24 protein-coding genes and 1 riboswitch are annotated in these 24,428 nt (G+C 59.3%); of the genes, 13 read left to right on the forward strand and 11 right to left on the reverse strand.

The features are described 5' to 3' along the window. Position 1 precedes the first annotated feature (1 nt). Complete coding sequence (locus tag KDX37_RS04760) at positions 2–661, reverse strand: GntR family transcriptional regulator (protein WP_231651526.1); 660 nt, start codon at positions 659–661, stop codon at positions 2–4. A 272-nt stretch (positions 662–933) separates the two neighbouring features. Between KDX37_RS04760 and xdhA the strand changes: the two genes are divergently transcribed. From xdhA to guaD, 4 genes are read left to right on the forward strand one after another with little or no spacing between them, the layout of a single operon-like run. Beyond that, positions 934–2,388: a xanthine dehydrogenase small subunit gene (gene xdhA, locus KDX37_RS04765; protein ID WP_231651527.1), complete on the forward strand. Its 1,455-nt coding sequence runs from the start codon at positions 934–936 to the stop codon at positions 2,386–2,388. Then, positions 2,381–4,879, forward strand: a complete 2,499-nt coding sequence (gene xdhB, locus KDX37_RS04770) for a xanthine dehydrogenase molybdopterin binding subunit (RefSeq protein ID WP_231651528.1) — start codon at positions 2,381–2,383, stop codon at positions 4,877–4,879. Before xdhA ends, xdhB begins: the two co-directional genes overlap by 8 nt. Continuing rightward, positions 4,872–5,711 (forward strand): xanthine dehydrogenase accessory protein XdhC, encoded by an 840-nt coding sequence (gene xdhC, locus KDX37_RS04775; protein WP_231651529.1) that lies wholly within the window; start codon positions 4,872–4,874, stop codon positions 5,709–5,711. The genes xdhB and xdhC overlap by 8 nt, the downstream gene beginning before the upstream one ends. Positions 5,712–5,718: 7 nt before the next feature. After that, entirely contained in the window at positions 5,719–7,032 is a 1,314-nt protein-coding gene (gene guaD, locus KDX37_RS04780; protein ID WP_231651530.1) for a guanine deaminase, read from the forward strand. Between the two features lie 1,659 nt (positions 7,033–8,691). Here guaD and KDX37_RS04785 read toward each other — a convergent pair. Both KDX37_RS04785 and upp read right to left on the reverse strand, forming a co-directional pair. After that, on the reverse strand, positions 8,692–9,969 hold the full coding sequence (locus KDX37_RS04785) for a uracil-xanthine permease family protein (protein ID WP_231651531.1): 1,278 nt from the start codon (positions 9,967–9,969) through the stop codon (positions 8,692–8,694). 4 nt (positions 9,970–9,973) lie between these two features. Continuing rightward, entirely contained in the window at positions 9,974–10,612 is a 639-nt protein-coding gene (upp, locus tag KDX37_RS04790) for a uracil phosphoribosyltransferase (RefSeq protein WP_002552170.1), read from the reverse strand. Between the two features lie 210 nt (positions 10,613–10,822). On the opposite strand from upp, the gene KDX37_RS04795 reads away from it, so the two are divergent. From KDX37_RS04795 to KDX37_RS04805, 3 genes are all read left to right on the forward strand, one after another. Then, positions 10,823–11,380, forward strand: coding sequence for a hypoxanthine-guanine phosphoribosyltransferase (locus tag KDX37_RS04795; protein ID WP_231651532.1), 558 nt, complete (start codon positions 10,823–10,825; stop codon positions 11,378–11,380). Between the two features lie 68 nt (positions 11,381–11,448). Continuing rightward, the gene (locus KDX37_RS04800; protein WP_231651533.1) at positions 11,449–11,943 is read left to right on the forward strand and encodes a hypothetical protein; all 495 of its coding nucleotides are present in this window, start codon (positions 11,449–11,451) and stop codon (positions 11,941–11,943) included. A 65-nt stretch (positions 11,944–12,008) separates the two neighbouring features. Then, complete coding sequence (locus KDX37_RS04805) at positions 12,009–12,296, forward strand: PA4642 family protein (RefSeq protein WP_231651534.1); 288 nt, start codon at positions 12,009–12,011, stop codon at positions 12,294–12,296. A gap of 91 nt (positions 12,297–12,387) precedes the next feature. On the opposite strand, the gene KDX37_RS04810 is transcribed toward KDX37_RS04805, so the two are convergent. Together KDX37_RS04810 and KDX37_RS04815 are read right to left on the reverse strand one after the other, a co-directional pair. Then, positions 12,388–13,221, reverse strand: a complete 834-nt coding sequence (locus KDX37_RS04810) for an amino acid ABC transporter permease (protein ID WP_231651535.1) — start codon at positions 13,219–13,221, stop codon at positions 12,388–12,390. Next, complete coding sequence (locus KDX37_RS04815; RefSeq protein WP_231651536.1) at positions 13,218–14,039, reverse strand: ABC transporter substrate-binding protein; 822 nt, start codon at positions 14,037–14,039, stop codon at positions 13,218–13,220. Before KDX37_RS04815 ends, KDX37_RS04810 begins: the two co-directional genes overlap by 4 nt. Positions 14,040–14,149: 110 nt before the next feature. Between KDX37_RS04815 and KDX37_RS04820 the strand changes: the two genes are divergently transcribed. Next, a complete protein-coding gene (locus KDX37_RS04820; RefSeq protein WP_231651537.1) occupies positions 14,150–15,046 on the forward strand; it encodes a homocysteine S-methyltransferase family protein in 897 nt (298 codons plus the stop codon). Between the two features lie 71 nt (positions 15,047–15,117). On the opposite strand, the gene mqo is transcribed toward KDX37_RS04820, so the two are convergent. Next, positions 15,118–16,626: a malate dehydrogenase (quinone) gene (gene mqo, locus KDX37_RS04825; RefSeq protein WP_231651538.1), complete on the reverse strand. Its 1,509-nt coding sequence runs from the start codon at positions 16,624–16,626 to the stop codon at positions 15,118–15,120. A gap of 733 nt (positions 16,627–17,359) precedes the next feature. Continuing rightward, positions 17,360–17,593: a hypothetical protein gene (locus tag KDX37_RS04830; protein ID WP_231651539.1), complete on the reverse strand. Its 234-nt coding sequence runs from the start codon at positions 17,591–17,593 to the stop codon at positions 17,360–17,362. Between the two features lie 218 nt (positions 17,594–17,811). On the opposite strand from KDX37_RS04830, the gene KDX37_RS04835 reads away from it, so the two are divergent. Next, on the forward strand, positions 17,812–18,393 hold the full coding sequence (locus KDX37_RS04835) for a YajG family lipoprotein (RefSeq protein WP_231651540.1): 582 nt from the start codon (positions 17,812–17,814) through the stop codon (positions 18,391–18,393). 86 nt (positions 18,394–18,479) lie between these two features. On the opposite strand, the gene KDX37_RS04840 is transcribed toward KDX37_RS04835, so the two are convergent. Together KDX37_RS04840 and KDX37_RS04845 are read right to left on the reverse strand one after the other, a co-directional pair. Continuing rightward, complete coding sequence (locus KDX37_RS04840) at positions 18,480–18,686, reverse strand: hypothetical protein (protein ID WP_231651541.1); 207 nt, start codon at positions 18,684–18,686, stop codon at positions 18,480–18,482. Positions 18,687–18,839: 153 nt separating this feature from the next. After that, positions 18,840–20,003, reverse strand: a complete 1,164-nt coding sequence (locus KDX37_RS04845; RefSeq protein ID WP_231651542.1) for a 1-acyl-sn-glycerol-3-phosphate acyltransferase — start codon at positions 20,001–20,003, stop codon at positions 18,840–18,842. Positions 20,004–20,108: 105 nt separating this feature from the next. Between KDX37_RS04845 and KDX37_RS04850 the strand changes: the two genes are divergently transcribed. From KDX37_RS04850 to KDX37_RS04865, 4 genes are all read left to right on the forward strand, one after another. Then, positions 20,109–20,291: a CPXCG motif-containing cysteine-rich protein gene (locus KDX37_RS04850; protein ID WP_231651543.1), complete on the forward strand. Its 183-nt coding sequence runs from the start codon at positions 20,109–20,111 to the stop codon at positions 20,289–20,291. Continuing rightward, entirely contained in the window at positions 20,291–20,551 is a 261-nt protein-coding gene (locus tag KDX37_RS04855; RefSeq protein WP_231651544.1) for a putative signal transducing protein, read from the forward strand. Before KDX37_RS04850 ends, KDX37_RS04855 begins: the two co-directional genes overlap by 1 nt. A 30-nt stretch (positions 20,552–20,581) precedes the next feature. Further along, positions 20,582–21,211 (forward strand): SOS response-associated peptidase, encoded by a 630-nt coding sequence (locus KDX37_RS04860; RefSeq protein WP_231651545.1) that lies wholly within the window; start codon positions 20,582–20,584, stop codon positions 21,209–21,211. A gap of 450 nt (positions 21,212–21,661) precedes the next feature. Further along, a complete protein-coding gene (locus KDX37_RS04865; protein ID WP_231651546.1) occupies positions 21,662–22,480 on the forward strand; it encodes a M48 family metallopeptidase in 819 nt (272 codons plus the stop codon). Between the two features lie 59 nt (positions 22,481–22,539). On the opposite strand, the gene KDX37_RS04870 is transcribed toward KDX37_RS04865, so the two are convergent. Both KDX37_RS04870 and KDX37_RS04875 read right to left on the reverse strand, forming a co-directional pair. Next, positions 22,540–23,124, reverse strand: a complete 585-nt coding sequence (locus tag KDX37_RS04870) for a TMEM165/GDT1 family protein (RefSeq protein WP_231651547.1) — start codon at positions 23,122–23,124, stop codon at positions 22,540–22,542. Between the two features lie 69 nt (positions 23,125–23,193). After that, a riboswitch (yybP-ykoY riboswitch) is annotated at positions 23,194–23,332 on the reverse strand. Between the two features lie 39 nt (positions 23,333–23,371). Then, positions 23,372–24,370, reverse strand: a complete 999-nt coding sequence (locus KDX37_RS04875; RefSeq protein WP_231651548.1) for a class I SAM-dependent methyltransferase — start codon at positions 24,368–24,370, stop codon at positions 23,372–23,374. Between the last annotated feature and the right edge of the window lie 58 nt (positions 24,371–24,428).

Consider the following 24,428-nt stretch of genomic DNA (forward strand, 5'->3'; position numbering starts at 1 on the left):
GTCAGCCCGCTGCCAGCGCGGCAAGCACCGACTGGCAGCTACGCTGACAGTAGCTGACGAGAACCACACGAATCTGCGTCAGATCACGCGCGACGACGGCTTCCAGCAACTCGCCGAACAGCGCCACGTACTCGCTCATTTCGGCCTTGCGCTGCTCCAGTGCCAGAAAGTAGCTGCGACTCATGGACGGCTGCAGGTTTTCGACCGTTTCCTGGAGGTACGGATTGTTGGCGAACGGGTAAGCCGCGCGCATGACATTAAAGCTCTCTTCGACGAACGCCTTGACGTCCTGGCTCTCGAAACTGGCGTGCAGACGTTGCTGGATTTGCAGGAACGGCGCCAGATCCTCTTCGGTCTGCCAGCGCTCGGCCACCGAAAGAGCCAGCAAAATGTACAGCTCGCTCATCAACGTGCACAGACTGGTGACATTGTGCGCATTGAGCACCGTCACCTGGGCACCGCGACGCGGCAGAATCATCACCAGATGGCGACGTTCCAGAATCAGCAATGCCTCGCGCACAGAACCACGACTGACGTTCAACGCCTGCGTGACTTTCTGTTCCTGAATGCGCTCACCAGGCTTGAGTTCGCCACGAATGATCCGCTCTGCAAGGTGATGAGCAATTTGCTCAGCGAGGCTGTCCGGTGCCTTGAACGTCATGTTTACCCTTCGAAAACCAGTTCTACAGATTAAGCGGCGGAGTGTATCGCAACCGGTGGTCATGGCGCAGGGCCATGGAAGGCGAAACTGGCACGTTTCACGCAAAACCGTGACCGTTGAGCGACAAACGATTCGTCAAAACTCTTGCACGTACAGGGACAGATGATAAAACCGATTATTTCCTGACTTCTGGGTCAGAAACAAATTGACCCAATAAGCAGAGCTGATAGATTCATTGACATGTCTGATGACACATTTGAGGGCGTTGCGCCGTGATTCAGTTCCTTTTGAACCAAGAGCTAAAAACCGAGCGAGCCCTGGACCCGAACATGACCGTGCTGACCTACCTGCGCGAGCAGGCACACAAGCCCGGCACCAAGGAAGGTTGTGCCAGTGGCGATTGCGGCGCGTGCACCGTAGTAGTCGGCGAGTTGTCGGCCGACCCGCAAGGCCATGAGCACATCCGCTACCGCAGCCTGAATGCCTGCCTGACTTTCATGGCGACGCTGCACGGCAAACAGTTGATCAGCGTCGAAGACCTCAAACACCAGGGCCAATTGCACAGCGTGCAGCAAGCGATGGTCGATTGTCATGGCTCGCAGTGCGGCTTTTGCACGCCGGGCTTCGTGATGTCGCTGTTCGCACTGCAAAAGAACAGCAGCGAAGCCGATGCGCATCAGGCGCATGAAGCGCTGGCAGGCAATCTGTGTCGTTGCACAGGCTACCGACCAATTCTGGCTGCTGCCGAGCAGGCGTGCGGCGAACGCCTGCCAGACCAGTTCGATCAGTACCAGGCGCGCACCCTCGAACGGCTGAGGGCAATCACGCCACAACAGACCGGCGAGCTCAACGACGGAGAAAAACGCTGCCTGATTCCCCTGACGGTGGCCGACCTGGCCCAACTGTATGAGGCCCATCCCCAGGCACGCCTGCTGGCGGGCGGGACTGACCTGGCGCTGGAGGTCACGCTGTTTCACAAGCCCTTGCCGGTGATGATTCACGTCGGCCACATCGCCGACATGAAGCGCGTCGAGCGTTTCGACGACCGGCTGGAAATCGGCGCGGCTACACCTCTGACCGACTGTTATGCCGCCCTGAAAGCCGAATACCCGGATTTCGGCGAGCTGCTGCAGCGGTTTGCGTCTTTGCAAATCCGCAATCAAGGCACGCTGGGCGGCAACATCGGCAATGCCTCACCGATTGGCGACGCCCCGCCGTTGCTGATTGCCCTGGGTGCGCGCATCGTATTGCGCAAGGGCGAAACCCGACGCACCCTTGCGCTCGAAGACTATTTCGTCGACTACAAAGTGACGGCGCGTCAGGAAAGCGAGTTCATCGAAAAGATCATCGTACCCACGGCGAATGCCTGTCAGGTATTTCGCGCCTACAAGGTATCCAAACGACTGGACGATGATATTTCCGCCGTCTGCGCCGCCTTTCGTTTAGAGATCGAGCACGGCGTCATCGTCGATGCGCGCATCGCGTTTGGCGGCATGGCGGCGATCCCGAAACGCGCGAGTGCCTGTGAAGCGGTGCTGGTCGGCCACGCCTGGAACGATGAAACGGTCGAACAGGCCTGCGCCGCGCTGGCCAGTGACTTCACTCCATTATCTGACTTTCGTGCCAGCAAGGAATACCGCCTGCTCAGCGCGCAAAATCTGCTGCGAAAATGCTTCATCGAGTTGCAGACACCCAATACGCCAACGCGGGTGACCCACTATGTCTGATCATGCCCCGCAAACCACTCAGGCCGAACGCGTCGCCCTGTTCCAGCAGGGCCTGACCACTGGCGTGGGCCGTAGCGTCAAGCACGACAGCGCCGACAAGCACGTATCCGGCGAAGCGGTGTACATCGATGACCGGCTGGAATTCCCCAACCAGCTGCACGTCTATGCGCGGCTCTCTGACCGCGCGCATGCGCGCATCATCAGCATCGACATAGCACCTTGCTACGCGTTTGAAGGGGTGCGGATTGCCATCACCCACCACGACATACCAGGCCTCAAGGACATAGGGCCGCTCTTGCCCGGCGACCCGTTACTGGCCATCGACAAGGTCGAATTCGTCGGTCAGCCGGTGCTTGCCGTTGCTGCACGCGACATGGACACCGCCCGCAAGGCGGCCATGGCAGCGATCATCGAATACGAAGACCTGGAACCGGTGCTGGACGTGGTGCAGGCCTTGCGCCAGAAACACTTTGTGCTCGACAGCCACACCCACAAACGCGGCGACTCGACAACTGCACTGCAGGGCGCAACCCATCGCCTGCAAGGCAGCCTGCACATCGGTGGCCAGGAACACTTTTATCTGGAAACGCAGATTTCCTCGGTGATGCCCACCGAAGACGGCGGCATGATCGTCTACTGCTCGACCCAGAACCCTACCGAAATCCAGAAGCTGGTGGCGGAAGTCCTGGCCGTGCCCATGAACCGGATCGTGGTCGACATGCGCCGCATGGGCGGCGGTTTCGGTGGCAAGGAAACCCAGGCCGCGAGCCCTGCCTGCCTGTGTGCAGTGATCGCCCGCCTGACCGGGCAGCCAACCAAAATGCGCCTGCAACGTGTCGAAGACATGCAGATGACCGGCAAGCGTCACCCGTTTTACATCGAGTATGACGTGGGCTTTGACGACAACGGACGCCTGCAGGGCATTCAGCTCGATCTGGCAGGCAACTGTGGCTATTCGCCGGACCTCTCGGCTTCCATCGTCGACCGTGCAATGTTCCATGCCGACAACGCCTATTACCTGGGTGAAGCGACCATCAATGGTCATCGCTGCAAGACTCACACGGCCTCCAATACCGCGTACCGCGGTTTTGGCGGGCCTCAGGGCATGGTCGCCATCGAGGAGGTCATGGACTGCATCGCCCGTTATCTGGGCAAAGACCCGCTGGCCGTGCGCAAGGCCAATTACTATGGCAAGACCGAGCGCAACGTTACCCACTACCACCAGACCGTCGAGCACAATCTGCTGGACGAGATGACGGCCGACCTCGAACAGAGCAGCCAGTATCACGAACGCCGCGAGGCGATCAGGGTCTTCAACGCCACCAGCCCGATTCTGAAAAAAGGCCTGGCGCTGACGCCGGTCAAGTTCGGCATTTCCTTTACCGCCAGCTTCCTTAATCAGGCCGGTGCGCTGATCCACATTTATACCGACGGCAGCATCCACCTGAACCACGGTGGCACCGAGATGGGACAGGGGCTGAACGTCAAGGTCGCGCAGGTGGTGGCAGAGGTGTTTCAGGTCGATATCGACCGCATCCAGATCACCGCCACCAACACCGACAAGGTACCCAACACCTCGCCTACGGCTGCTTCGAGCGGTACGGACCTGAACGGCAAGGCAGCGCAGAATGCCGCCGAAACCCTCAAGCAACGTCTGACCGAATTCGCCGCCCGGCACTACAAGGTCACGGAAAACGACGTGGAGTTTCGCAACGGTCATGTCCGGGTCGGTGACACCCTGCTGTCGTTCGCCGAACTGGCGCAGCAGGCCTGGATGGGCCAGGTGTCGCTGTCCAGCACCGGTTACTACAAAACGCCGAAGATTTTCTATGACCGTAGCCAGGCACGCGGTCGCCCGTTCTACTATTTTGCCTTTGGCGCCGCCTGCGTCGAGGTGATTGTCGACACCCTCACCGGCGAATACAAAATGCTGCGCACCGACATCCTGCATGACGTCGGGGCATCGCTGAACCCGGCCATTGATATCGGCCAGGTCGAAGGCGGCTACATTCAGGGCGCTGGCTGGCTGACCACCGAGGAGCTGGTGTGGAATGACAAAGGCAAGCTGATGACCAGCGGCCCTGCGTCGTACAAGATTCCGGCCGTGGCGGACATGCCGCTGGACCTGCGCATCAAACTGGTGGAAAACCGCAAAAATCCTGAGGACACGGTGTTTCATTCAAAAGCCGTGGGCGAACCGCCCTTCATGCTGGGCATCGCTGCGTGGTGTGCGATCAAGGACGCCGTGGCCAGCCTCGGCGACTATCGCCATCAACCCCGGATCGATGCGCCGGCGACGCCTGAGAAAGTGCTGTGGGGCTGCGAGCAGATGCGCTCGCTCGTTCGCGCCGGTCAGGTCCCGTTGGAGAGCAGGCAGGCTGATACGGCCCTGGGCCATGCGGCGCTTGAAATACAGCCTTCGCAAGCACGCTCACTCCCACCTGATCAGGCGAGCGTGCCCCTGAACGCCTCCGGGAGCTGCGATGAATAACTGGATCAGCGCGCTGGCCGAACTGCAGGCTTGCAATGAGCCCGCGATCCTGGTGACCATCATCGAGGAACTGGGCTCGACGCCGCGCAATGCCGGTTCGAAAATGGTGGTCAGCGCCGACCGCATCCACGACACCATCGGCGGTGGCCATCTGGAATACAAGGCCATGCAGATCGCTCGCGAAATGCTCGCCAGCGGCACCCGACAAACCCGCCTGGAGCGCTTCAGTCTGGGCGCCAGCCTCGGTCAGTGCTGCGGCGGTGTGAACGTCCTGCTGTTTGAACCGGTGGGCGAGCCCGTGGCGCATATCGCCGTCTTCGGCGCCGGCCATGTCGGGCGGGCGCTGGTGCCTTTGCTGGCCAGCCTGCCGTGCCGGGTGCGCTGGATCGATGCCCGAGAGAACGAATTCCCGGCGATGTTGCCCCAAGGCGTATGCCAGATCGTCAGTGACGAGCCCGTTGATGAGGTCGCACAGTTGCCCGCGGGCTGCTACTTCATCGTCATGACCCACAATCATCAGCTCGATCTGGAGCTGACCGCGGCGATTCTGGCGCGTGGCGACTTCGGCTACTTTGGCTTGATCGGTTCGCGCACCAAGCGGGTCAAATTCGAGCATCGCCTGCGCGAGCGCGGCGTCGATGCCGGGCTGCTGCAACGCATGCGCTGCCCCATGGGCCTGGCCGAAGTGAAAGGCAAGTTGCCGGTCGAAATCGCCGTCTCCATCGCCGCCGAAGTCATCGCCACCTACAACGCAAGCTTTGGCCAACACAACGCCAACGCCCAACCTGTTACCAGACTGCTGCCTGCTTCACGCCGCAGCCAGTCGCAATGAGATTGCCATGAGTTCAGTCAACCAACGCAAAGCCTACCGCGCCGCCATCGTTCACAGCATCGGCGATCCTGCCGACGTGGGCGTCGAGGCGTCCTATGAGTATTTCGCCGACGGCCTGTTGATCGTTGAAGACGGTAAAATCCTGTCAGTGGGCCACGCCGCCGACCTGCTGGACAGCCTCGGCGGTGACGTCGAACTGACCAAGTACCCGAACGCCCTGATCACGCCCGGCTTCATCGACACCCACATCCACCTGCCGCAGACCGGCATGATCGGATCTTACGGCGAGCAGTTGCTGGACTGGCTCAATACCTACACCTTCCCCTGTGAAAGCCAATTTGCCGACCCGGCACACTCGGCCCTCGTCGCAGACATTTTCCTCAAGGAGCTGTTGCGCAATGGCACCACCACTGCGCTGGTGTTCGGCAGCGTTCACAAGGAATCTGTGGAGGCCTTTTTCAGCGCAGCCCAACGCCTCAATCTGCGCATGATTGCCGGCAAAGTAATGATGGACCGCAATGCCCCGGACTTTCTGGTCGACACACCCGAATCCGGCTATGCCGACAGCAAAGCGCTGATCGAGCGCTGGCACGGTCAGGGCCGTCTGAGCTACGCCGTCACGCCACGCTTTGCACCGACCAGCAGCCCGGAGCAACTGCGTCTGGCGGGGCAATTGCTGGGCGAATACCCGGATCTTTACCTACAGACCCACATCAGCGAGAACCTGCAAGAGGTCGAGTGGGTCAAGGCGCTGTTCCCGGAGCGCAAGCACTACCTGGATGTCTACGACCATTTCGGCCTGCTCAGCGAACGCTCGGTGTTTGCCCACGGCGTGCACCTGTGTGACGCGCAATGCGCTCGACTGGCGGAGACCGGCTCGGCCATCGCCTTCTGCCCGACCTCTAACCTGTTTCTGGGCAGCGGGCTGTTCAACCTGCCGATGGCCGAGAAACACAAGGTCAACGTTGGCCTGGGCACCGATGTCGGCGGTGGCACCAGCTTTTCGATCCTGCAAACCCTGAACGAGGCCTACAAAGTCATGCAGATGCAGGGGGCGAGGCTCAGCCCGCTCAAATCGTTGTACCTCGCGACGTTGGGCGGCGCACGCGCGCTGCGCCTGGAAGACAAGGTAGGCAGCCTCAAAGCGGGTAACGAAGCGGATTTTCTGGTGCTGGACTATGACGCTACGCCGCTGCTGTCGTATCGATTGAAGCAAGCCAAGGGCATTGAAGAGATTCTGTTCGTATTGATGACTCTCGGTGACGACCGCGCCGTCAAGGAGACGTGGTCGGCGGGTCAACGGGTGCATGTGCGGGACTGAGTCGGCCTTGATAGTCATACATATCGAGCAGACGTATGAGCGAGCCACTTTCTTGAGCTGTGGATTCGATGGTCTCTGCGCTCCGCTCAGGTCACCTTTTCGCCCCCTCGGCGACCCACTTTGATGAGGCCAAAGTGGGCAAAACACCAGGCTCCGGTTGGGTCCGCCTACGGCGGATTCCTTCGTCCTGACACTGATCCGGCGGTCGCTGCAACGGGCCATCCATGGCCCGGTGCAGCTCAATCGGCATCCATGCCGATTGCCCCCCGGATCAGCGCCAGAACTCAGCCGGCACCTTGCGTCGCGTTCGGTGTTGTGGCGGCTATCGTGGGAGAGAAGCGCTGTTTGTTTTAGGGTGTGCTGCGGCTTAGCCTTGTTTGATTCTGCTCATGGTTTTGGTTTGATATTGAATTGATACTTTCAGGGCGCACGCCGGCCTCTTCGAATGAATAATCTGGACCGTGGACTCAGTGGCCTGCACGCTCGACTCAGGTCACCTTTTCGCCCCTCGGCGACCCACTTTGATGGGGCCAAAGTGGGCAAAGCCCCAGGCTCCGGTTGGGTCCGCCTGCGGCGGATTCCTTCGTCCTGACACTGATCCGGCGGTCGCTGCAACGGGCCATCCATGGCCCGGTGCAGCTCAATCGGCATCCATGCCGATTGCCCACCGGATCAGCGCCAGGACTCAGCCTGCACCTTGCGTCGCGTTCGGTGGTGTGGCGGCTATCGTGGGAGAGAAGCGCTGTTTGTTTTTGGGTGTGCTGTGGCTTGGATTTGTTTGATCCTTGTTGTGAATTTTCAGTGACATGCTGGCCTCTTCGTCAGCAAGCTGACTCCACAGGTGCTCAATGGAAGAGAGCCGGGCGGCGTTCCGCTTGCTCGCGAAGACTGATTTGAAAACACCGCATCAACATCAACTTAACCACGGCGTTGCCCTTGATCTTCAACCCCCCATCTCACTGACGACGCCAATCGCGCGTATGGAAGGCCGAATGCGGGCCCCTTCCACGATGTCTGCATGAGGGAACCCCGGCTTGCCGGGGCCTGACGTCAGCGCAAATGGTTTGGTTACTTTGTCGAAACAAAGTGACCCGGCCGTCAGGACGGAACCTTTCTTGGCAGCGCAGACCACGTCTGGATATGTATACCGTTGTCAGGATAGGTGTTTTCCAAGGCTTGGATGGCTTTGCTTGAGGCACTTGGGACTGTGGATTCAACGGGATGCACGCTCGACTCAGGTCACCTTTTCGCCCCTCGGCGACCCACTTTGAGGGGGCCAAAGTGGGCAAACCCCCAGGCTCCGGTTGGGTCCGCCTGCGGCGGATTCCTTCGTCCTGACCCTGATCCGGCGGTCGCTGCAACGGGCCATCCATGGCCCGGTGCAGCTCAATCGGCATCCATGCCGATTGCCCCCCGGATCAGCGCCAGAACTCAGCCTGCACCTTGCGTCGCATTCGGCGGTGTGGCGGCTATCGGGGGAGAAAAGCGCTGTTTGTTTTGGGCGTGCAGGGCTGGGTTTTCTTTGATCGTTTTTGGGGGGGCGGTGAGCATACCGGCCCTTTCTTCAGCAAACGAAACGCCGCCCGGCTGACCCCCGAAGGTGGCGCCCACGGGTACTGATTTCAAGTTTCAATCAGTACCCGTGGGCGTAGCGCCGGATCAAGGCAACTGGTCATCCAGTTGCTTGTTTTTCCAGCTGTCGTTACCCGGCAGGATCAGGTTGAGGAAGATGGCGGTCACGGCGCACAGGGCGATGCCCTTGAGGCCGAAGTCGTCGGGGCCGTTGCCGGTGCCGATCAACACACCACCAATGCCGAACACCAGCGTCACCGAGACGATCACCAGATTGCGTGCTTCCGACAGGTCGATCCTGTGACGAATCAGCGTGTTCATCCCCACCGCAGCAATCGAACCGAACAGCAGGCACAGAATCCCACCCATGACCGGTACGGGGATGCTCTGCAGCAATGCGCCGAACTTGCCGATGAACGCCAGAGTGATCGCGAAGATCGACGCCCAGGTCATGATCTTCGGGTTGTAGTTCTTGGTCAGCATGACGGCGCCGGTCACTTCGGCGTAGGTGGTGTTCGGTGGACCGCCAAACAGGCCAGCCGCTGTGGTGGCGATACCGTCACCGAGCAACGTGCGATGCAGGCCCGGTTTTTTCAGGTAGTCACGACCGGTCACGCTGCCGACCGCAATCACACCGCCGATGTGTTCGATGGCGGGTGCAAGTGCAACCGGTACGATGAACAGAATGGCCTGCCAGTTGAATTCCGGTGCCGTGAAGTGCGGCAAGGCCAGCCACGGGGCGGCGGCGATCTTGGCGGTGTCGACCACGCCGAAGTAGAACGACAGCGCAAAGCCCACCAGCACGCCGGAAATGATCGGCACGAGGCGGAAGATGCCTTTGCCGAACACTGCAACGATCAGCGTCGTCAGCAGGGCCGGCATGGAGATCCACATGGCGGTGGTGTAAGGAATCAGCTGTGCGCCATCACCCGATTTGCCCATCGCCATATTGGCGGCAATCGGCGCCATGGCCAGGCCGATCGAAATGATCACCGGGCCGATGACCACGGGCGGCAGAAGGCGGTCGATAAAGCCGGTGCCTTTGATTTTTACCGCAAGACCCAGGAAGGTGTAGACGAAACCTGCCGCCATCACGCCGCCCATGGTCGCTGCGAGGCCGAACTGGCCCTTGGCGAGAATGATCGGAGTGATAAAAGCAAAGCTTGAAGCCAGAAAGACCGGCACCTGACGGCCAGTGACGATCTGGAACAGCAGCGTGCCCAGGCCAGCGGTAAACAGAGCCACATTGGGGTCGAGTCCGGTGATCAGCGGCATCAGTACCAGCGCGCCAAAAGCCACGAACAGCATTTGCGCACCGGACAGAACCGTGCGCCACAGTGGATCGTTGAACTCGTGCTGCGTCATCGGATTACGCGTCCTTTTGCTTGGTGCCAAAAATCTTGTCACCGGCATCGCCCAGGCCCGGAATGATGTAGCCGTGCTCGTTCAAGCGCTCGTCGATGGAGGCGGTATAGATCATGACGTCCGGGTGGGCCTTTTCAACGGCGGCGATACCTTCGGGCGCTGCGACCAGGACCATGGCGCGGATTTCCTTGCAGCCTGCTTTCTTGAGCAGGTCGATGGTCGCGACCATTGAGCTGCCGGTGGCCAGCATCGGGTCGATGATCATGGCCAGACGCTCGTCGATTTCCGGCACCAGCTTTTCCAGATAGGTGTGCGCTTGCAGGGTTTCTTCGTTGCGAGCCACGCCCACTGCGCTGACCTTGGCGCCGGGAATCAGACTGAGCACGCCGTCGAGCATGCCGATACCTGCACGCAGGATAGGCACGACGGTAATTTTTTTGCCGGCAATCTTTTCGACCGACACAGTGCCGGCCCAGCCCTGGATATCGTAGTTTTCCAGGGTCAGGTCAGCTGTGGCTTCATAAGTAAGCAGAGCGCCGACTTCCTGAGCCAGCTCACGGAAATTCTTGGTGCTGATGTCTGCGCGGCGCATCAGGCCGAGCTTGTGGCGGATCAGCGGATGGCGGATCTCACGAATGGGCATAAGGAAAGGCTCCAGCGGGGGGCAAAAAAACGGCCTAGATTAATCTATTCAGCTGTTACTGTCTTACGGTGCGTGCAGTAATGTCCTACTGATAGACGTTCGAAGCTTTTCGAAGACACTCGCAACGTTAGTCCAGAATCGCTTGCTCTGAGTCGAACGGATGCGTACCTTTGCCCGCTTTTCTTACCCTGCCCCTACCTGGAGAGCTTCATGTCCGCTGATCTCGAGCATATCCGTCAAGTCATGCGCGAGGCTGACTGCCTGTACACAGAGGCCGAAGTCGATGCTGCCATCGCCCGTGTCGGCGCGCAGATCAATGCCGAACTGGCCGAGCGCAACCCTGTTGTGTTCTGTGTGATGAACGGTGGCCTGATTTTCTCGGGCAAACTGCTGACTCACCTGAATTTCCCGCTTGAAGCGTCTTATCTGCACGCGACCCGTTATCGCAACGAAACCACTGGCGGCGACCTGTTCTGGAAAGCCAAGCCTGAAGTCTCGTTCATCGACCGTGACGTGCTGATCATCGACGACATTCTCGATGAAGGCCACACACTGGGCGCGATCATCGACTTCTGCAAGCACGCCGGCGCTCGCGCGGTGCACACAGCGGTGTTGATCGACAAGGACCACGACCGCAAGGCGCGTCCTGACCTCAAGGCCGATTACGTAGGTCTGCCGTGCATCGACCGTTATATTTTCGGTTTTGGCATGGATTACAAAGGTTACTGGCGCAACGCCGCCGGTATCTACGCCGTCAAAGGCATGTAACGCAACCTGACAATGCCCCTGCTGATCAAGCAGGGGCATTTTTCATTGTGTATAGAGTGAGGTCCTGAATGAAGCGACTGATTCCCGGCGCAATGGCGCTGGTGCTGTTATCGGTTCTGGCCCTGGCTGCTCCGGTCTCGGCAGCGCCCATGCATGAGCAATACCTGCCGCCGGATGACCTGAGTCTGCGTGCTGGCGAGCCTGAGCAGCAACAGCTGTTGCGAGTGACCGACTACACGATCATTGCCGGTAATCAGCGACAGTCCAATCAACAGCCTATTCCGGTCACTTCGCCGTTGTTGCTGCGCCTCAAGGGCAAGTCGTTGAACAAGGGCGCGACCATCGCCGAAGTGCTGGTGCATTTTGACGGTGGCGATAACAAGAGCCTGAAGAAGCCTTCGTATGACGAAGCAACTCGCACCCTGACGCTGTACTACCCGTTGGCGCAATACCGCATATTGGTCGACCTGTTGCGCAACGAAAAAGTCTATTGCCAGTTCCTCAGCTACGCCAACGGCCATATCTGGGCGGATCTGCACACGACACCTGCACGCGCGCATTGAGCCGGGCACGGGCTGACAGGTAAACTGCCTGCCCGTGAAAGTGTCTGCGACAGTTGGAGTCTGCAATGCGTAAAGATAAGAAGCAGTTGATTGGGGATGAGATCGGCGACGAGCAGATCAAGCTGTTCCTCGACTTCGAGCCGCACGACGCGACCTCGCCGTCCCTGCACAAGTTGATCAAGGCCTACCGCGGTCTGCGTATCAACGACTTCGAACGCTTTCTGGTTTTCTTCAAGGAAGCGGGCCATGACTTCGATGGCAAGGATGAACAGGGCAACGACTTTATTGCCCTGATCAAGGACCAGCGTAACGCCGATGAATACATCGAGCTGATCGAAAAAGCTCGCGGCTGATGCTCAGGTTTCGTGAGCAGGCGGCGCTCCGCATGCTCACGAAGGCGCCGGTTGCGGTCACACCACGCCAGAATGTAGCGGTTTACAGCGCTCACTTCCTGGCTTGATAAGCCTTGCCGTAGTGACGCTCCAGCCGTGACTGCAACAGCTCCAGACCAATCGACATGATCCAGTAAAGCACCGCAGCGGTGGTCAGCATCTCGATGTATCGGTAGCTGGACCTGCCATAGGACTGCGCCAGAAACATCACTTCCCAGACACCCATCACTGAGATCAGTGATGAATCCTTGAGCATGGAAATGAACTGATTGGTGGTCGGCGGGATGATCGTGCGCATCGCCTGGGGCAGGGTGACACGCCAGAAGATCTGCGCAGGTCGCAAGGCCAGCGCCAGTGCCGCTTCACGCTGGCCGGCAGCAACGCCGATGATGCCGGACCTGAAGATTTCGCTCAGGTAGGCACCGTAGTTGAGCGACAGGGCAATGACGCCCGCCATGATGGCGCCGGGCACGATGCCGACTTGCGGCAGCCCCAGATAGATCAGCAGGATCTGGATCAGCAGCGGTGTGCCCCGGAAGAACGAGGCATAAAAGCTGGCGATGCCAAATGCCACTGCGCTGCTCGACAGCCGCGCCAGGGCGGTCGCAAAGCCCAGCACCACCGAAACCACAATCGAACACAGCGACACAAACAGCGTCAGTGCTGCGCCCTGAAGAAAACCGTTGGGCGCCAGATGAAGGCCGATCAGGTTGGGCAGCTTGTCCAGAATGATCGAGAGCTTCAGATCAAAGCTCAGGAAAAAGCCGGCGAACAACACGAACATGACCAGCCAGGTCAGGTACAGCCTCACGCGAAAGCCGAAGACCCGCTTGAGCAGGCCCTGGTCGGCCTGCTGCGGTGGACGTTGGGGCTCGAAGGAAGTCATTTACTGATGTCGGCGCCGATCCACTTCTGCGACAGCTTGCTCAGGGTGCCGTCTTTCTTCAGCTCGGCAAACACCTCGCGAACCTTTGCGTCCCACTCGGCATCGTTCTTCTCGATCGCGACGAAGTTGGGTTCTTCGTACAGCGATTCGCCCGCCAGTTTGAAGCGTTTGTCCTGATCGAGCCTTGGCTGAGCCGTGACCAGGTTGGTCAGCACGGCATCCAGACGCACGCCCGCGCCGAGCGCAAGGTCCTGGAACGCGACGTTGTCGTTGTCGTAGGGAGCAATCTGCACGTTCTCGAACGGATATTGCAGCGGCTTGTCTTCTGCGCCTTCAATGACCAGGTTCTTGTTCAGATAACTTTCGTAGCTGGACGCGCTGGTCAGGCCGACCTTCTTGTTGCTCAGGTCCTTGGCGGAATGAATGCGGTCATCCTTGGCATTGACCACGATCACGGCAGGTGAAGCGTAGTACTCGACCGGGAAATTGAACACTTCTGCCCGCGCCTTGCTTGGGGTCATCGAGCAGACGCAGATGTCGTAGCGACCGCTCCAGCGGCCTGCAGCGATCACATCCCAGGACGGCGTTTCCAGGCGCAACTTGACGCCCAGCTTCTGCGCCACGGCCTTGGCAACGTCCACGTCGAAGCCGTCGAGTTCGTTCTTGTCATTCAGAAAAGAGAAGGGCGGGTAACTTTCCATGAGGACGTTGACCAGCTCTTTGTTTTTCTGCACGCGATCCAGCGTGGCGCCGGCCAGGGCTTGAGTGGAGGCAGCCAGAGTGACCAGGCCAATGCCCAACAGAGCGCTAAGTTTCAAAGATATCCCCTGAGAAAGTATTTGTAGTTTGATGAAAGTGCCGTATTAAATACGTTATACATGACTGACTCATAATGAGTTTTTTTCATATACATATAAGTAGATCAACTATGTCCCAAGGCTCAACTGTAATTCTCGATGGCGGCATGGGCCGCGAACTGCAACGTCGCGGCGCACCTTTCCGTCAGCCTGAGTGGTCGGCCCTGGCCTTGAGCGAAGCCCCTGAAGCGGTCAGCGACGTGCACGCGGCCTACATCGAGAGTGGCGCACAGGTGATCACCAGTAACAGTTATGCTGTGGTTCCGTTCCACATTGGCGAAGAACGTTTTGCCCGTGAAGGTCAGGCGCTGGCCGCGTTGGCCGGGCAATTGGCGCGCACGTCGGCCGACGCCTCGGGCGGGCGTGCCCGAGTGGCAGGCTCGATCCCCCCACTGTTCGGCTCCTACCGTCCTGATCTGTACAAGCCGGAACTCGCCGCCGATGTGTTGCGGCCTCTGGTTGCCGGGCTGGCACCCTACGTCGACCTGTGGCTGGCGGAAACGCAGAGTTGCATCCTGGAGGCGCAGACCATTCGCGCCGGTCTGCCTGCCGACGGCAAGCCGTTCTGGCTCTCCTTCACGCTTCAGGATGAAGACACCGACGAAGTGCCGCGTCTGCGCTCTGGTGAGCCAGTAGCCGATGCCGCCGGGGCGGCGGCTGAAATGGGTGTTGCGACCTTGCTGTTCAATTGCAGTCAGCCGGAAGTCATCGGCGGCGCCATCGATGTGGCGCGCAAGGTGTTCGAGTCGCTGAATGTCGACATCGGCATCGGTGCATATGCCAACGCGTTTCCACCTCAACCCAAGGACGCCAAGGCCAACGACGGTCTGGATGAATTGCGTGAAGACCTCGACCCACAAGGCTACAAGCAGTGGGCTGCGGACTGGGTCAAACGCGGTGCGACGCATATTGGTGGCTGCTGCGGGATCGGACCCGAGCACATCGCAGTCTTGTCCAAAAGCCTTTAAGCAAGACCGATAAAGAAAAACCCCGTGGCTCGCAAGAGATCACGGGGTTTTTTCATGACGCTCGGTTTACATCAGGCGAAGCTGTGGGCCTGACTGGTCTTCGCGGCCAGGTCCAGGCTTTCATCGCTCTGGCTGCTGACGCGCTCATACAGCTGCGCATCGGTACCCAGTGCCTGTTCCCGTGCCGGGAAGATCTCGTTGAGCTTGGCAGCCCATTCGGTGCGGGTCTTTTCCGGGAAGCAGCGTTCGATCAGTTCCAGCATGATCGATACCGTCACCGACGCACCCGGTGACGCGCCGAGCAGGGCGGCCAGCGAGCCATCCTGTGCTGATACCAGTTCAGTACCGAATTGCAGAACGCCGCCTTTTTTGGCGTCTTTTTTGATGATCTGCACGCGCTGACCGGCCACTTCCAGACGCCAGTCTTCGGCCTTGGCTTCAGGGTAGAAGCGGCGCAGCGATTCCAGACGCTGTTCCATCGATTGCATCACTTCGCTGACCAGGTATTTGGTCAGGTCCATGTTGTCGCGAGCAACGGCCAGCATCGGCTTGATGTTGGCAACGCGTACCGACAGCGGCAGGTCCAGAAACGAACCGTGTTTCAGGAACTTGGTGGTGAAGCCGGCGTAGGGCCCGAACAGCAGGGATTTATTGCCATCGACGACGCGAGTGTCCAGGTGCGGTACCGACATCGGCGGCGAGCCCACAGCTGCCTGGCTGTAGACCTTGGCCTGATGGTGCTTGACCACTTCAGGGTTGTCGCAGCGCAGCCATTGACCGCTGACCGGGAAGCCGCCAAAACCTTTGCTCTCCTCGATGCCTGACATCTGCAGCAGCGGCAATGCCGCGCCGCCGGCACCCAGGAACACGAATTTTGCGTCGATTTCGCGAGTGCCGCCGCTGTTCACGTCCTTGATGGTTACGGTCCAGCCTGCGCCCTTGCGGGTCAGGTTGGTCACGCGCTTGCAGTATTTGACCTCTGCATCAGGAGCACTTGAGAGATGGGTGAGCAACTGATTGGTCAGTGCGCCGAAGTTGACGTCGGTGCCATTCATCATGCGCGTTGCGGCGATTTTTTCGTCAGCCGGACGCCCAGGCATCATCAGCGGCATCCACTCGGCGAGCCTGGCCTTGTCTTCGGTGTATTCCATTGAAGCGAAGGCGTGGTGCTTGCTCATGGCTTCAAAGCGGGTCTTGAGGAACGAGATGCCGTTTTCGCCCTGAACGAAGCTCAGGTGCGGAACCTGATTGATGAAGGACTTCGCCGTGCCGAAGGTGCCCTTGCGCGCCAAGTACGCCCAGAACTGCTTCGAGACTTCGAACTGGGTATTGATGTGCACCGCTTTTTTGATGTCGATGGAGCCATCGGCGGCGGGTGGGGTGTAGTTCAGCTCGCACAGACCGGCATGGCCGGTGCCTGCGTTGTTCCATGGATTGGAACTCTCTGCAGCGCCGGAATCCATGAGCTCAACGACTTCCAGCTTGAGGCCGGGGTCGAGCTCTTTAAGCAGTACGGCCAGCGTTGCACTCATGATGCCCGCTCCAACCAGTACCACGTCGACTGTTTCGTTATGCGCCATTAACGCGTCTCCAAAATCTGCAGCACCAAATTGACGGCATACGATCCTGAGGCTGTGTGCCAGGTGGTCGGGGCAAGGTTCAAGGTTCAAGGTTGTGCCCGACGCATCCCGGCCAGGATCGCCTGTCCGATTCTTCGCAATTTTTCGCATCTCTCGCGCAGGTCCCGGTCAGGCTCAGCAAAGGTTCATCAGATCAGCATGAACGCATTTTCAAGCCCGCTCGGCCATTCGACCATCGTCAAGGTATCGGTCATGCAAGCCACCGATACTCGACGACCGGCGTCAGGCTCCGGTCATGGAGGCGCAGTCTCGGTCATTCCTGTTCAAAAGGGCCGGTTCAGACGCTGATGGTGCAATTTCAAACGCGTACCTATTCATTTGCTCGCCACACTCTTGTGAAGTTGTGAAACCGTTTTTCACGTTCTTTTGGAAACGTGAACCAAACCTCAAAATGGCTGCGATAGCAGCTCTGGCAGATCGGTTGCATACAGAGTGAGGCGCTGACTGAGCAGAAAGGTTCGAAATGATTCGAGCCAATCTGCACGGTTCATCAAGCACACTCGTGCGCAAATGACCTGTGTGGGCGGCTCTCTGTGGGCGGTACGGAGGAGCTAATACGGTGATTAGCGATGCTGCGAGGCCCGATCAGGAGACGTCCTTATAATCGGGGGAAGATTATAGCGATGAAACGACAGGAATTGATCGGTCTAACTGACTTTTATTCGGTATCGGGTCATGCGGTGAGCAATTGGCGACCTGTCGAACGCACGTTGCGCGGTGCAACACGGGCGCTGGCGGGCAGTGGCTGGTTCAGCCAGGTATGACGGGGTTCGGCGACTTCGACCCATTCATTGCCCAGGGGACGCTCGGCGCAGTGCTTGAATGCACGGCAGACGCCGGTGTTTTCCACGCGGGCGTAGTGACGATGCTGGCGACGTGCAGTGAACAGAGACCAGAAAAGATTCATGGCGCGGCTCCTCGTTTGATCGTGCGGCTTGTATGGCTTGCCTCGTGGCAATGAAAGCAAGTCTGGCGGCTTGATGTGACGGGGTGATTACATCCGGCGCCTGAACCATCGGCGCTTTTCGACAGTCCGAGCCTTACCGGTGGGCGGGCACTGGTGAGTGGGGGTTGCCCGCCGCTATACTGCGGCACATTCAGTGCCTGGCCCATGGAGAGATGAGCATGCTGCGTCGCCTTTTGTTCGGTTTGCTTGCTGTAAGCAGTTTGACCCTGGTGGGCTGTGCCCACAGTCCGCAACAACTCAGTCCACAACCCAAGCTGAACGCTCAGCTCGCGCCTGTCGGACGTGGTCAGCCTGTAGTCGTGCGTGTGGTTGATGGCCGTCCAGGCCCGACACTCGGGACGCGTGGCGGTATGTACCCTGAAACCAGCGCTATCAGCGTCAGCAGCAACGATGTCGTACCCAAGCTGCAGGCCCAGGCCGAAGCCGCTGTGCGTCTGCTGGGCTTCACGCCTACCCAGAACGGCAGTGCGCCTCAATTGACGGTCACGCTGGCAGACCTTAAATACCAATCGCCCAAGGAAGGTCTGTACGTGACCGAGGCGACCATCAGTTCCACGTTCCGTGCCGATGTGCGCAACAACGGCCGCAATTACAGCGGTCGCTATGCAGCGTCGCTGGATCAGCGCTTTGGCATGGCGCCAAACCAGGAGACCAACACCAAGTTGGTAAGTGACGTCCTGAGCGATGCACTGACTCGCGTGTTCCAGGACCCGACCATCGGTTCGACCCTGTCGCAGTAAACGGCGCTTTGTAAAAAGCCCGGCCCTTGTTGAGAGGGTCGGGCTTTTTCATACGCCAGATTCGGTCGGCAAGCGACGGTGTCTGATCAGGCCGCCTGCTGGTAGAGGTCCAGAAAGCTGAAGCCGGTGTCCTGATCGAGGTCAGGCAGGTCATGGTGAACATGTCCACCCAGCGCACAGTAGACCAGCCAGTGGCGGTCTTGAACGTTGAACGCCAGGCTGTCGATCAGCTCCTGCTGTTCGTCACTCTGAGCTATCAGATAAAGGCGGTCCTGATTTTTTGCGTGCAGCATGACAAGCTCCAAAAAGAGGGAAGTCCGTTTCTTGAGGAGCCACACAATGCAGGGGGTGCGTTACGGTAAGGTGACAGCGGCAGCGAATTGTCTTACAAGATGCTTCCCGCAACCAATGCGGGAAGTTTCTGTCTGCGTTGCAGGACCGAAGTCTTAGAGCGCCAGCCCTGCCTTGACGCGATACTGGTTGCGCACGGGCGTTGCGTATTGCTGTACCAGATAGGGACGATGCTCTGCCGGCGCTCCAGCCAGCCGGCTTTCCCACTCGTCCCGCGCTCGCGAAAGTTCGTCTGCTGGAAACAGGTCGCTGGCTGTTGGAACCTCAAGGCTCGGGTCAGCCTCACTCCATTGTGCATACGCCAGGTAATGCACCGGGAACAGGCGATAGCCGCCCAGAATCTGCCGGTCCATTTCAATCGCCAATTGCTTGGTGTCTTCGAACTGCTCGGTGATTGGCGGCGCAAAGTTTACGTGCACACGGCCTTTGTAGCCCGTGATACCGAGCGCGATGCTGACGTCGTCCTCGCCCGGTGTCTTGGTGTATGCGCCAGTGGTGGCACGAATATAAAGCTCGCGGGCCTTGGCGCCGTCGCACGGGTCGTATTCGTAACTGATGGACACCGGGATCAGGTTCAGCGAGCGGATCACGTCGCCGAACGGCTCTTCCTTGCGGCTCATGTGAAACATCTTGAGGATGGCCGACTCGGTGCGGTCATCTCCATCCTTGGCACGGCCCTCGGCCTGAGCGATCCAGATGGACTGGCAATCCTGAGTGATGGAATGATTGATGTACGCCGAGAGCAACTGATAGGCCGCCATCTTCTCGCGACGCCCGGTGATCGAGCGGTGCACGATGAAACTCTTGTTCAGACGCATCAGGTCGCTGACGAAAGGCTTTTGCAGCAGGTTGTCGCCAATGGCAATGCGCGGCGTAGGCAGGCCAGCGTGATACACGGCATAGTTGACGAATGCCGGGTCCATCACGATATCGCGATGATTGGCGAGGAACAGATAAGCACAGCCAGACTTGAGCTGTTCGACCCCGGTGTAAGTCACGCCATCGGTGGCGCGCTCTATGGTGTGGTCGACGTAATACTCGACCTTGTCCTGCAACGCGGCAACCGAGTCGATGCCAGCGAACTCACGGCGCAGCTTGCGCGCCAGTGTGGGTTGCAGAAACCAGCCGAATGCACCTGCCAGACGAGGGAAGCGGAACTTGGTGAGGATCGCGAGAAAGGCTTTATCGCTCAGCAGACGTGCCAGAACGGCGGGGACTTCTGCATCGTTGTAAGGTCGGATGGCATCAAATTCGCCCATCATGCTCTCTTGTTGTAATCGAATAGGGTAAAAAGAGGACAGGCTTGTCGAGGCCGTCTCCAGATAATGGGGCAATTATACGCACAACTGGTCCCGGAGGCCGCGATGCAGGAATTACAGGATTACGACTGCCCCTACTGCGGGGAGCCGGTGGAAGCTGTACTGGACTTGTCCGGCGGCGACCAGCAGTACATTGAAGACTGCCCGGTCTGTTGCCGCCCGATCATCTTCGACCTTCAGACCGACGGCGAAAGCTGGAACCTGGACGTGCGCAGCGAGAACGAGTAATGCAGAAAATCTACGAGCCGGAAAGCCTGATGGAGGGTGAGCTGTTGCAGGCGATGCTCGCCAGCGAAGGAATTACGGCGCATCTGGCCGGGCGCGACCTGCTCGGCGCGATGGGTGAGTTGCCGGGGCTCGGTTTGCTCGCACTCACCGTGGAGGATGATCAGGTCCGTCAGGCACGCGAGTTGATCACTGCGTACAATGCCGCCTCACCCGTGTCCGGTGACGAGCCGGACAGCTTCCCCGATGTACTGGTGTGCTGAACACCTTCAACAAGAGTTCGATTACCCCTCATGTGTGGACGCTATGCCCTGTTTCGTTGGACACCTGCCTTTGCGGCCCTGCCCGGATTCCCGGCTGATCAGCAGGCGCAGTGGAATATCTCGCCAGCCGACTGGGTATTGATCATGCGCGCCGCTGAAGGCGAGGGGGATGTCGAACTGGTACGGGCCCGCTGGGGCCTGACCCCGGCCTGGCTCACCGACCTGTCCCGAACGCCCGCTCATGCACGTGCCGAAACCGTGGCCGAGCAACCCATGTTTCGCGAAGCCTTCAAGCAGCGCCGCTGCCTGCTGCCTGCCAACGGCTTTTATGAATGGCGCGGCAACCTGCGCAAGCGTCCGTTCTGGTTGACGCCGGGCGAGGGCGCTGCGTTGTTCTTTGCAGCGATCTGGGAGGCGTATCCGGTTCAGGGTCACACCTACCTCAGCGTGGCTGTTGTCACCCAGGCCGCTGCCACTCAGCGCCGCCCTTTGATACTCGACGCCCAAGGGCAGAAAGACTGGCTGTCGGCCGACACGCCGTTGTCGACCCTGCAAGCGCTGCTGGCAGCCCCTCAGGTTGCACTGAGAGAGAGGCCATTGGCCAACCTGGTCAATGATCCCAAACTCAATGCCCCCGAGTGCCTGACGCCGTTGAGTTGAAGATCAAAGGCAGCGGCGACAGATCGGATATCCGACGTTGATACGGTGTCTTCAGATCATTCTTCGCGAGCAAGCGGAACGCCGCTCGGCTCACTCCCACCGGAACCTCGCTTTCAAGTTGAAATGAGCAGCTGTGGGCGCTACCTGTGGGGGCAGCTTGCTGACGAAGGGGTCAGTATTCTCGCTGAGAATCCACAACATGGATCAAAGAAAGCCAATCCCGGCACCTCCAAAGCAAAAGCCATCCACGCGTGCTCTGCTTCATCACCGACATCGCTTCTTGTGGGCCCGAAGCAAAAAATGTCACCCCTTTCATGCACATCTGATACAAGCCTGACATACCTGGGGAACCATCCTGCTTGTACGAAGCCCAAGATGGCTATTGGCTGGTATCTGGCGCAGCGATCCTGCACCCCCTGGGATGGCCACCTCACGAACAAGGAGATCTCCATGCGTCAGTCATTTGCCCTCTGTGCCCTGGGCGCCGCGTTACTGCTCGGCGGGTGTCAGGCCGTCAATACCACGACCGGCGACTCGGTAGGTGTCGAACGTAAGCAATACATGTTCAGCATGCTTTCCACTGACGAAGTGAACAAGATGTATGCGCAGTCCTACCAGCAGACAGTGGGTGAGGCGAGCAGCAAAGGCGTGCTCGACACCACCAGTGCAGATGCGAAGCGTGTGCACGCCATTGCGGACCGGTTGATTGCCCAGGCACCCAAGTTACGGCCTGACTCGGCCCAGTGGCAGTGGGAAGTGAATCTGATCAAAAGCGATGATCTGAATGCCAATTGCGGTCCGGGCGGGAAGATCATTTTCTACACCGGCCTGATCGATACCTTGAAACTGACGGATGACGAGATCGCAGCGGTCATGGGGCACGAGATCGCTCATGCGTTGCGTGAGCACGGGCGTGAAGCCATGTCCAAGGCCTACGGTGTGGCGATGGCCAAGCAAGGGGCAGGCGCGCTCTTAGGTCTGGGTCAGGACAGCCTGGCGTTGGCCGACACAGTGGTCAATTACAGCCTGACGCTGCCCAACAGTCGCGGCAACGAAAACGAAGCCGACCTGCTCGGGCTGGAGCTGGCGGCGCGTGCGGGCTACAACCCTAACGCAGCCATCACCCTGTGGCAGAAAATGTCTCAGAATGACGGCGGCTCTCCACCCGAATTCATGAGCACTCACCCCGCCTCGCAAAACCGCATCGCTTCGCTTGAAGCCGCCATTCCCAAAGTCATGCCGTTGTATCAGAGCGCTCCCAAGTCCTGATGAACGCAAGTTGCCAGTGTGCGTCGCGGTGTCCATTCGCAACGAACCCTGGCCTTTGATCAGATCCAGCCGCTGACCTTCATCGCCTTGTACACCGCAACCAGCGCCAGTACGAAGAAGGCACAGGCTGCCAGCCGACGGATCAGTGTCAACGGCAGTTTTTCCGCCGCGAAATTACCCGCCAGAACCACCGGCACGTTGGCGATCAGCATGCCCACGGTGGTGCCGATAATGACCAGCCACAGGTAGGAATATTGCGCAGCCAGCATCACGGTAGCGATCTGGGTCTTGTCGCCGATTTCAGCAATGAAGAAGGTGATAAGCGTGGTCATGAATGGGCCGAACTTGCGGGCAGTGCTCGCGTCGTCATCGTCCATTTTGTCCGGGACCAGTGTCCACAGCGCGGTAGCGGTGAAGCTGGCCGCCAGAATCCAGTGCAGGACCGCATCCGAAAGGTAGCTGCTGAACCAGGCACCTACGGCGCCAGCCGCTGCGTGGTTGGCCAGGGTGGCAGCGACAATACCCGCGATGATCGGCCAGGGCTTGCGGAAGCGTGCAGCAAGCACGAGTGCGAGCAACTGCGTCTTGTCACCGATTTCGGCGAGCGCAACGACTGCGGTAGGGACTAAGAGTGATTCCAGCATCAGGTTTCCTAAGGGGCGGGTCGACACGGCTATGACACGTACGACCTCCCCGCCCCGGGTAAGGTGTTCGTGTCATAGGTCTGGTCAAACCACCGATCCGTCTGAGCGGATTCTGGGTCGCACGCACCATGGTCTGAGGACCAAGTATGTTGACGCGTGCCGGACGAGCATGGCGCTCGTGGGAGACTACTCCCCTAGGACGGAGCGGATTCTGCCCTTGCGGAATCCTTTCGGCAAGCTCTTATTTTCAAGAACGCTTGGCGCTGTAGATCTTGAAGCCATTGCCCTGTGCACGTACCTGACACGTGCCGACGTGTTCTTCGATCAGTGGTTGATAGCGCAGGAAGTTGTTGGCAACCAAGCGCAGTTCGCCGCCTGATTTAAGATGTTGGCGTGCTTTTCGCAGCAAATTCTCGGTGGCCAGATAATCAGTATGGACGCCGACATGGAAGGGCGGATTACTCAGAATCGTGTTCAGATTCATCGGCGCGGCGTCGATTCCGTCACCCGTCAGCACCTGCGCTTCCAGGCCATTGGCGGCCAGTGTCAGACGCGAACTGGCGGTGGCGAAGGCGTCGACGTCCAGCATGATCACTTCATTGTGCGGATAGCGACGTTTTACCGCTGCGCCCAGAACGCCTGCGCCACAGCCGAAATCCAGAAGATTACCGCTTGGCAGCTTGTCGATGTGCTCCAACAGCAGCGCCGATCCCCGGTCCAGACGGCCGTGGCTGAATACGCCCGGCAGGCTGATGACGGTCAAAGGGCCGTCCTGCAGTTCGATCTGATAAGGCTTGGCGAGGCTTTCGAGTTCCACCGCTTGCGGGGCGTGTTCGACGGTAACTTGCCACAGTTGGCAATGGCGCGCGCTGTCGAGCTTGCGGGCGCGGCCGAACGGGCTCAGTTGTTTGGCAGCAGCTTCGATACCGCCGCGCTTTTCGCCGACCAGAAATAACTCGCGACCCGCCAGCCGGGCAGCCAGGGCGTTGAGCAGGTAATCGGTCAGGTCGCGTGCCTTGGGCAGGAACAGCACGGCGGCGTCGAAGCTCTGCTCTGGCGCGTTCACACCGAAATGCGTGCGCCCGGCGAAGCGTGCATCCAGCGCCGTTTGATCGCCGGCATGCCAGCACCACCCATGAGCCTCTGGCAGTTTTCCGAGCAGGTCATCGGCGGGCAGTCCGACCAACAACAACGAGCCCTGAAACAGCTCGGCCTGACGGAGTAACACTTCACTGCGCGGGTCCATGGAATGGCTCCTGAAAAAACGCAGAGTTTAACAGCAATGACGCAGATCATTTTCGCAA

The sequence above is a fragment of the Pseudomonas californiensis genome, assembly GCF_021147775.1.
In the GTDB taxonomy this organism is placed as follows: Bacteria; Pseudomonadota; Gammaproteobacteria; order Pseudomonadales; family Pseudomonadaceae; genus Aquipseudomonas; species Aquipseudomonas californiensis.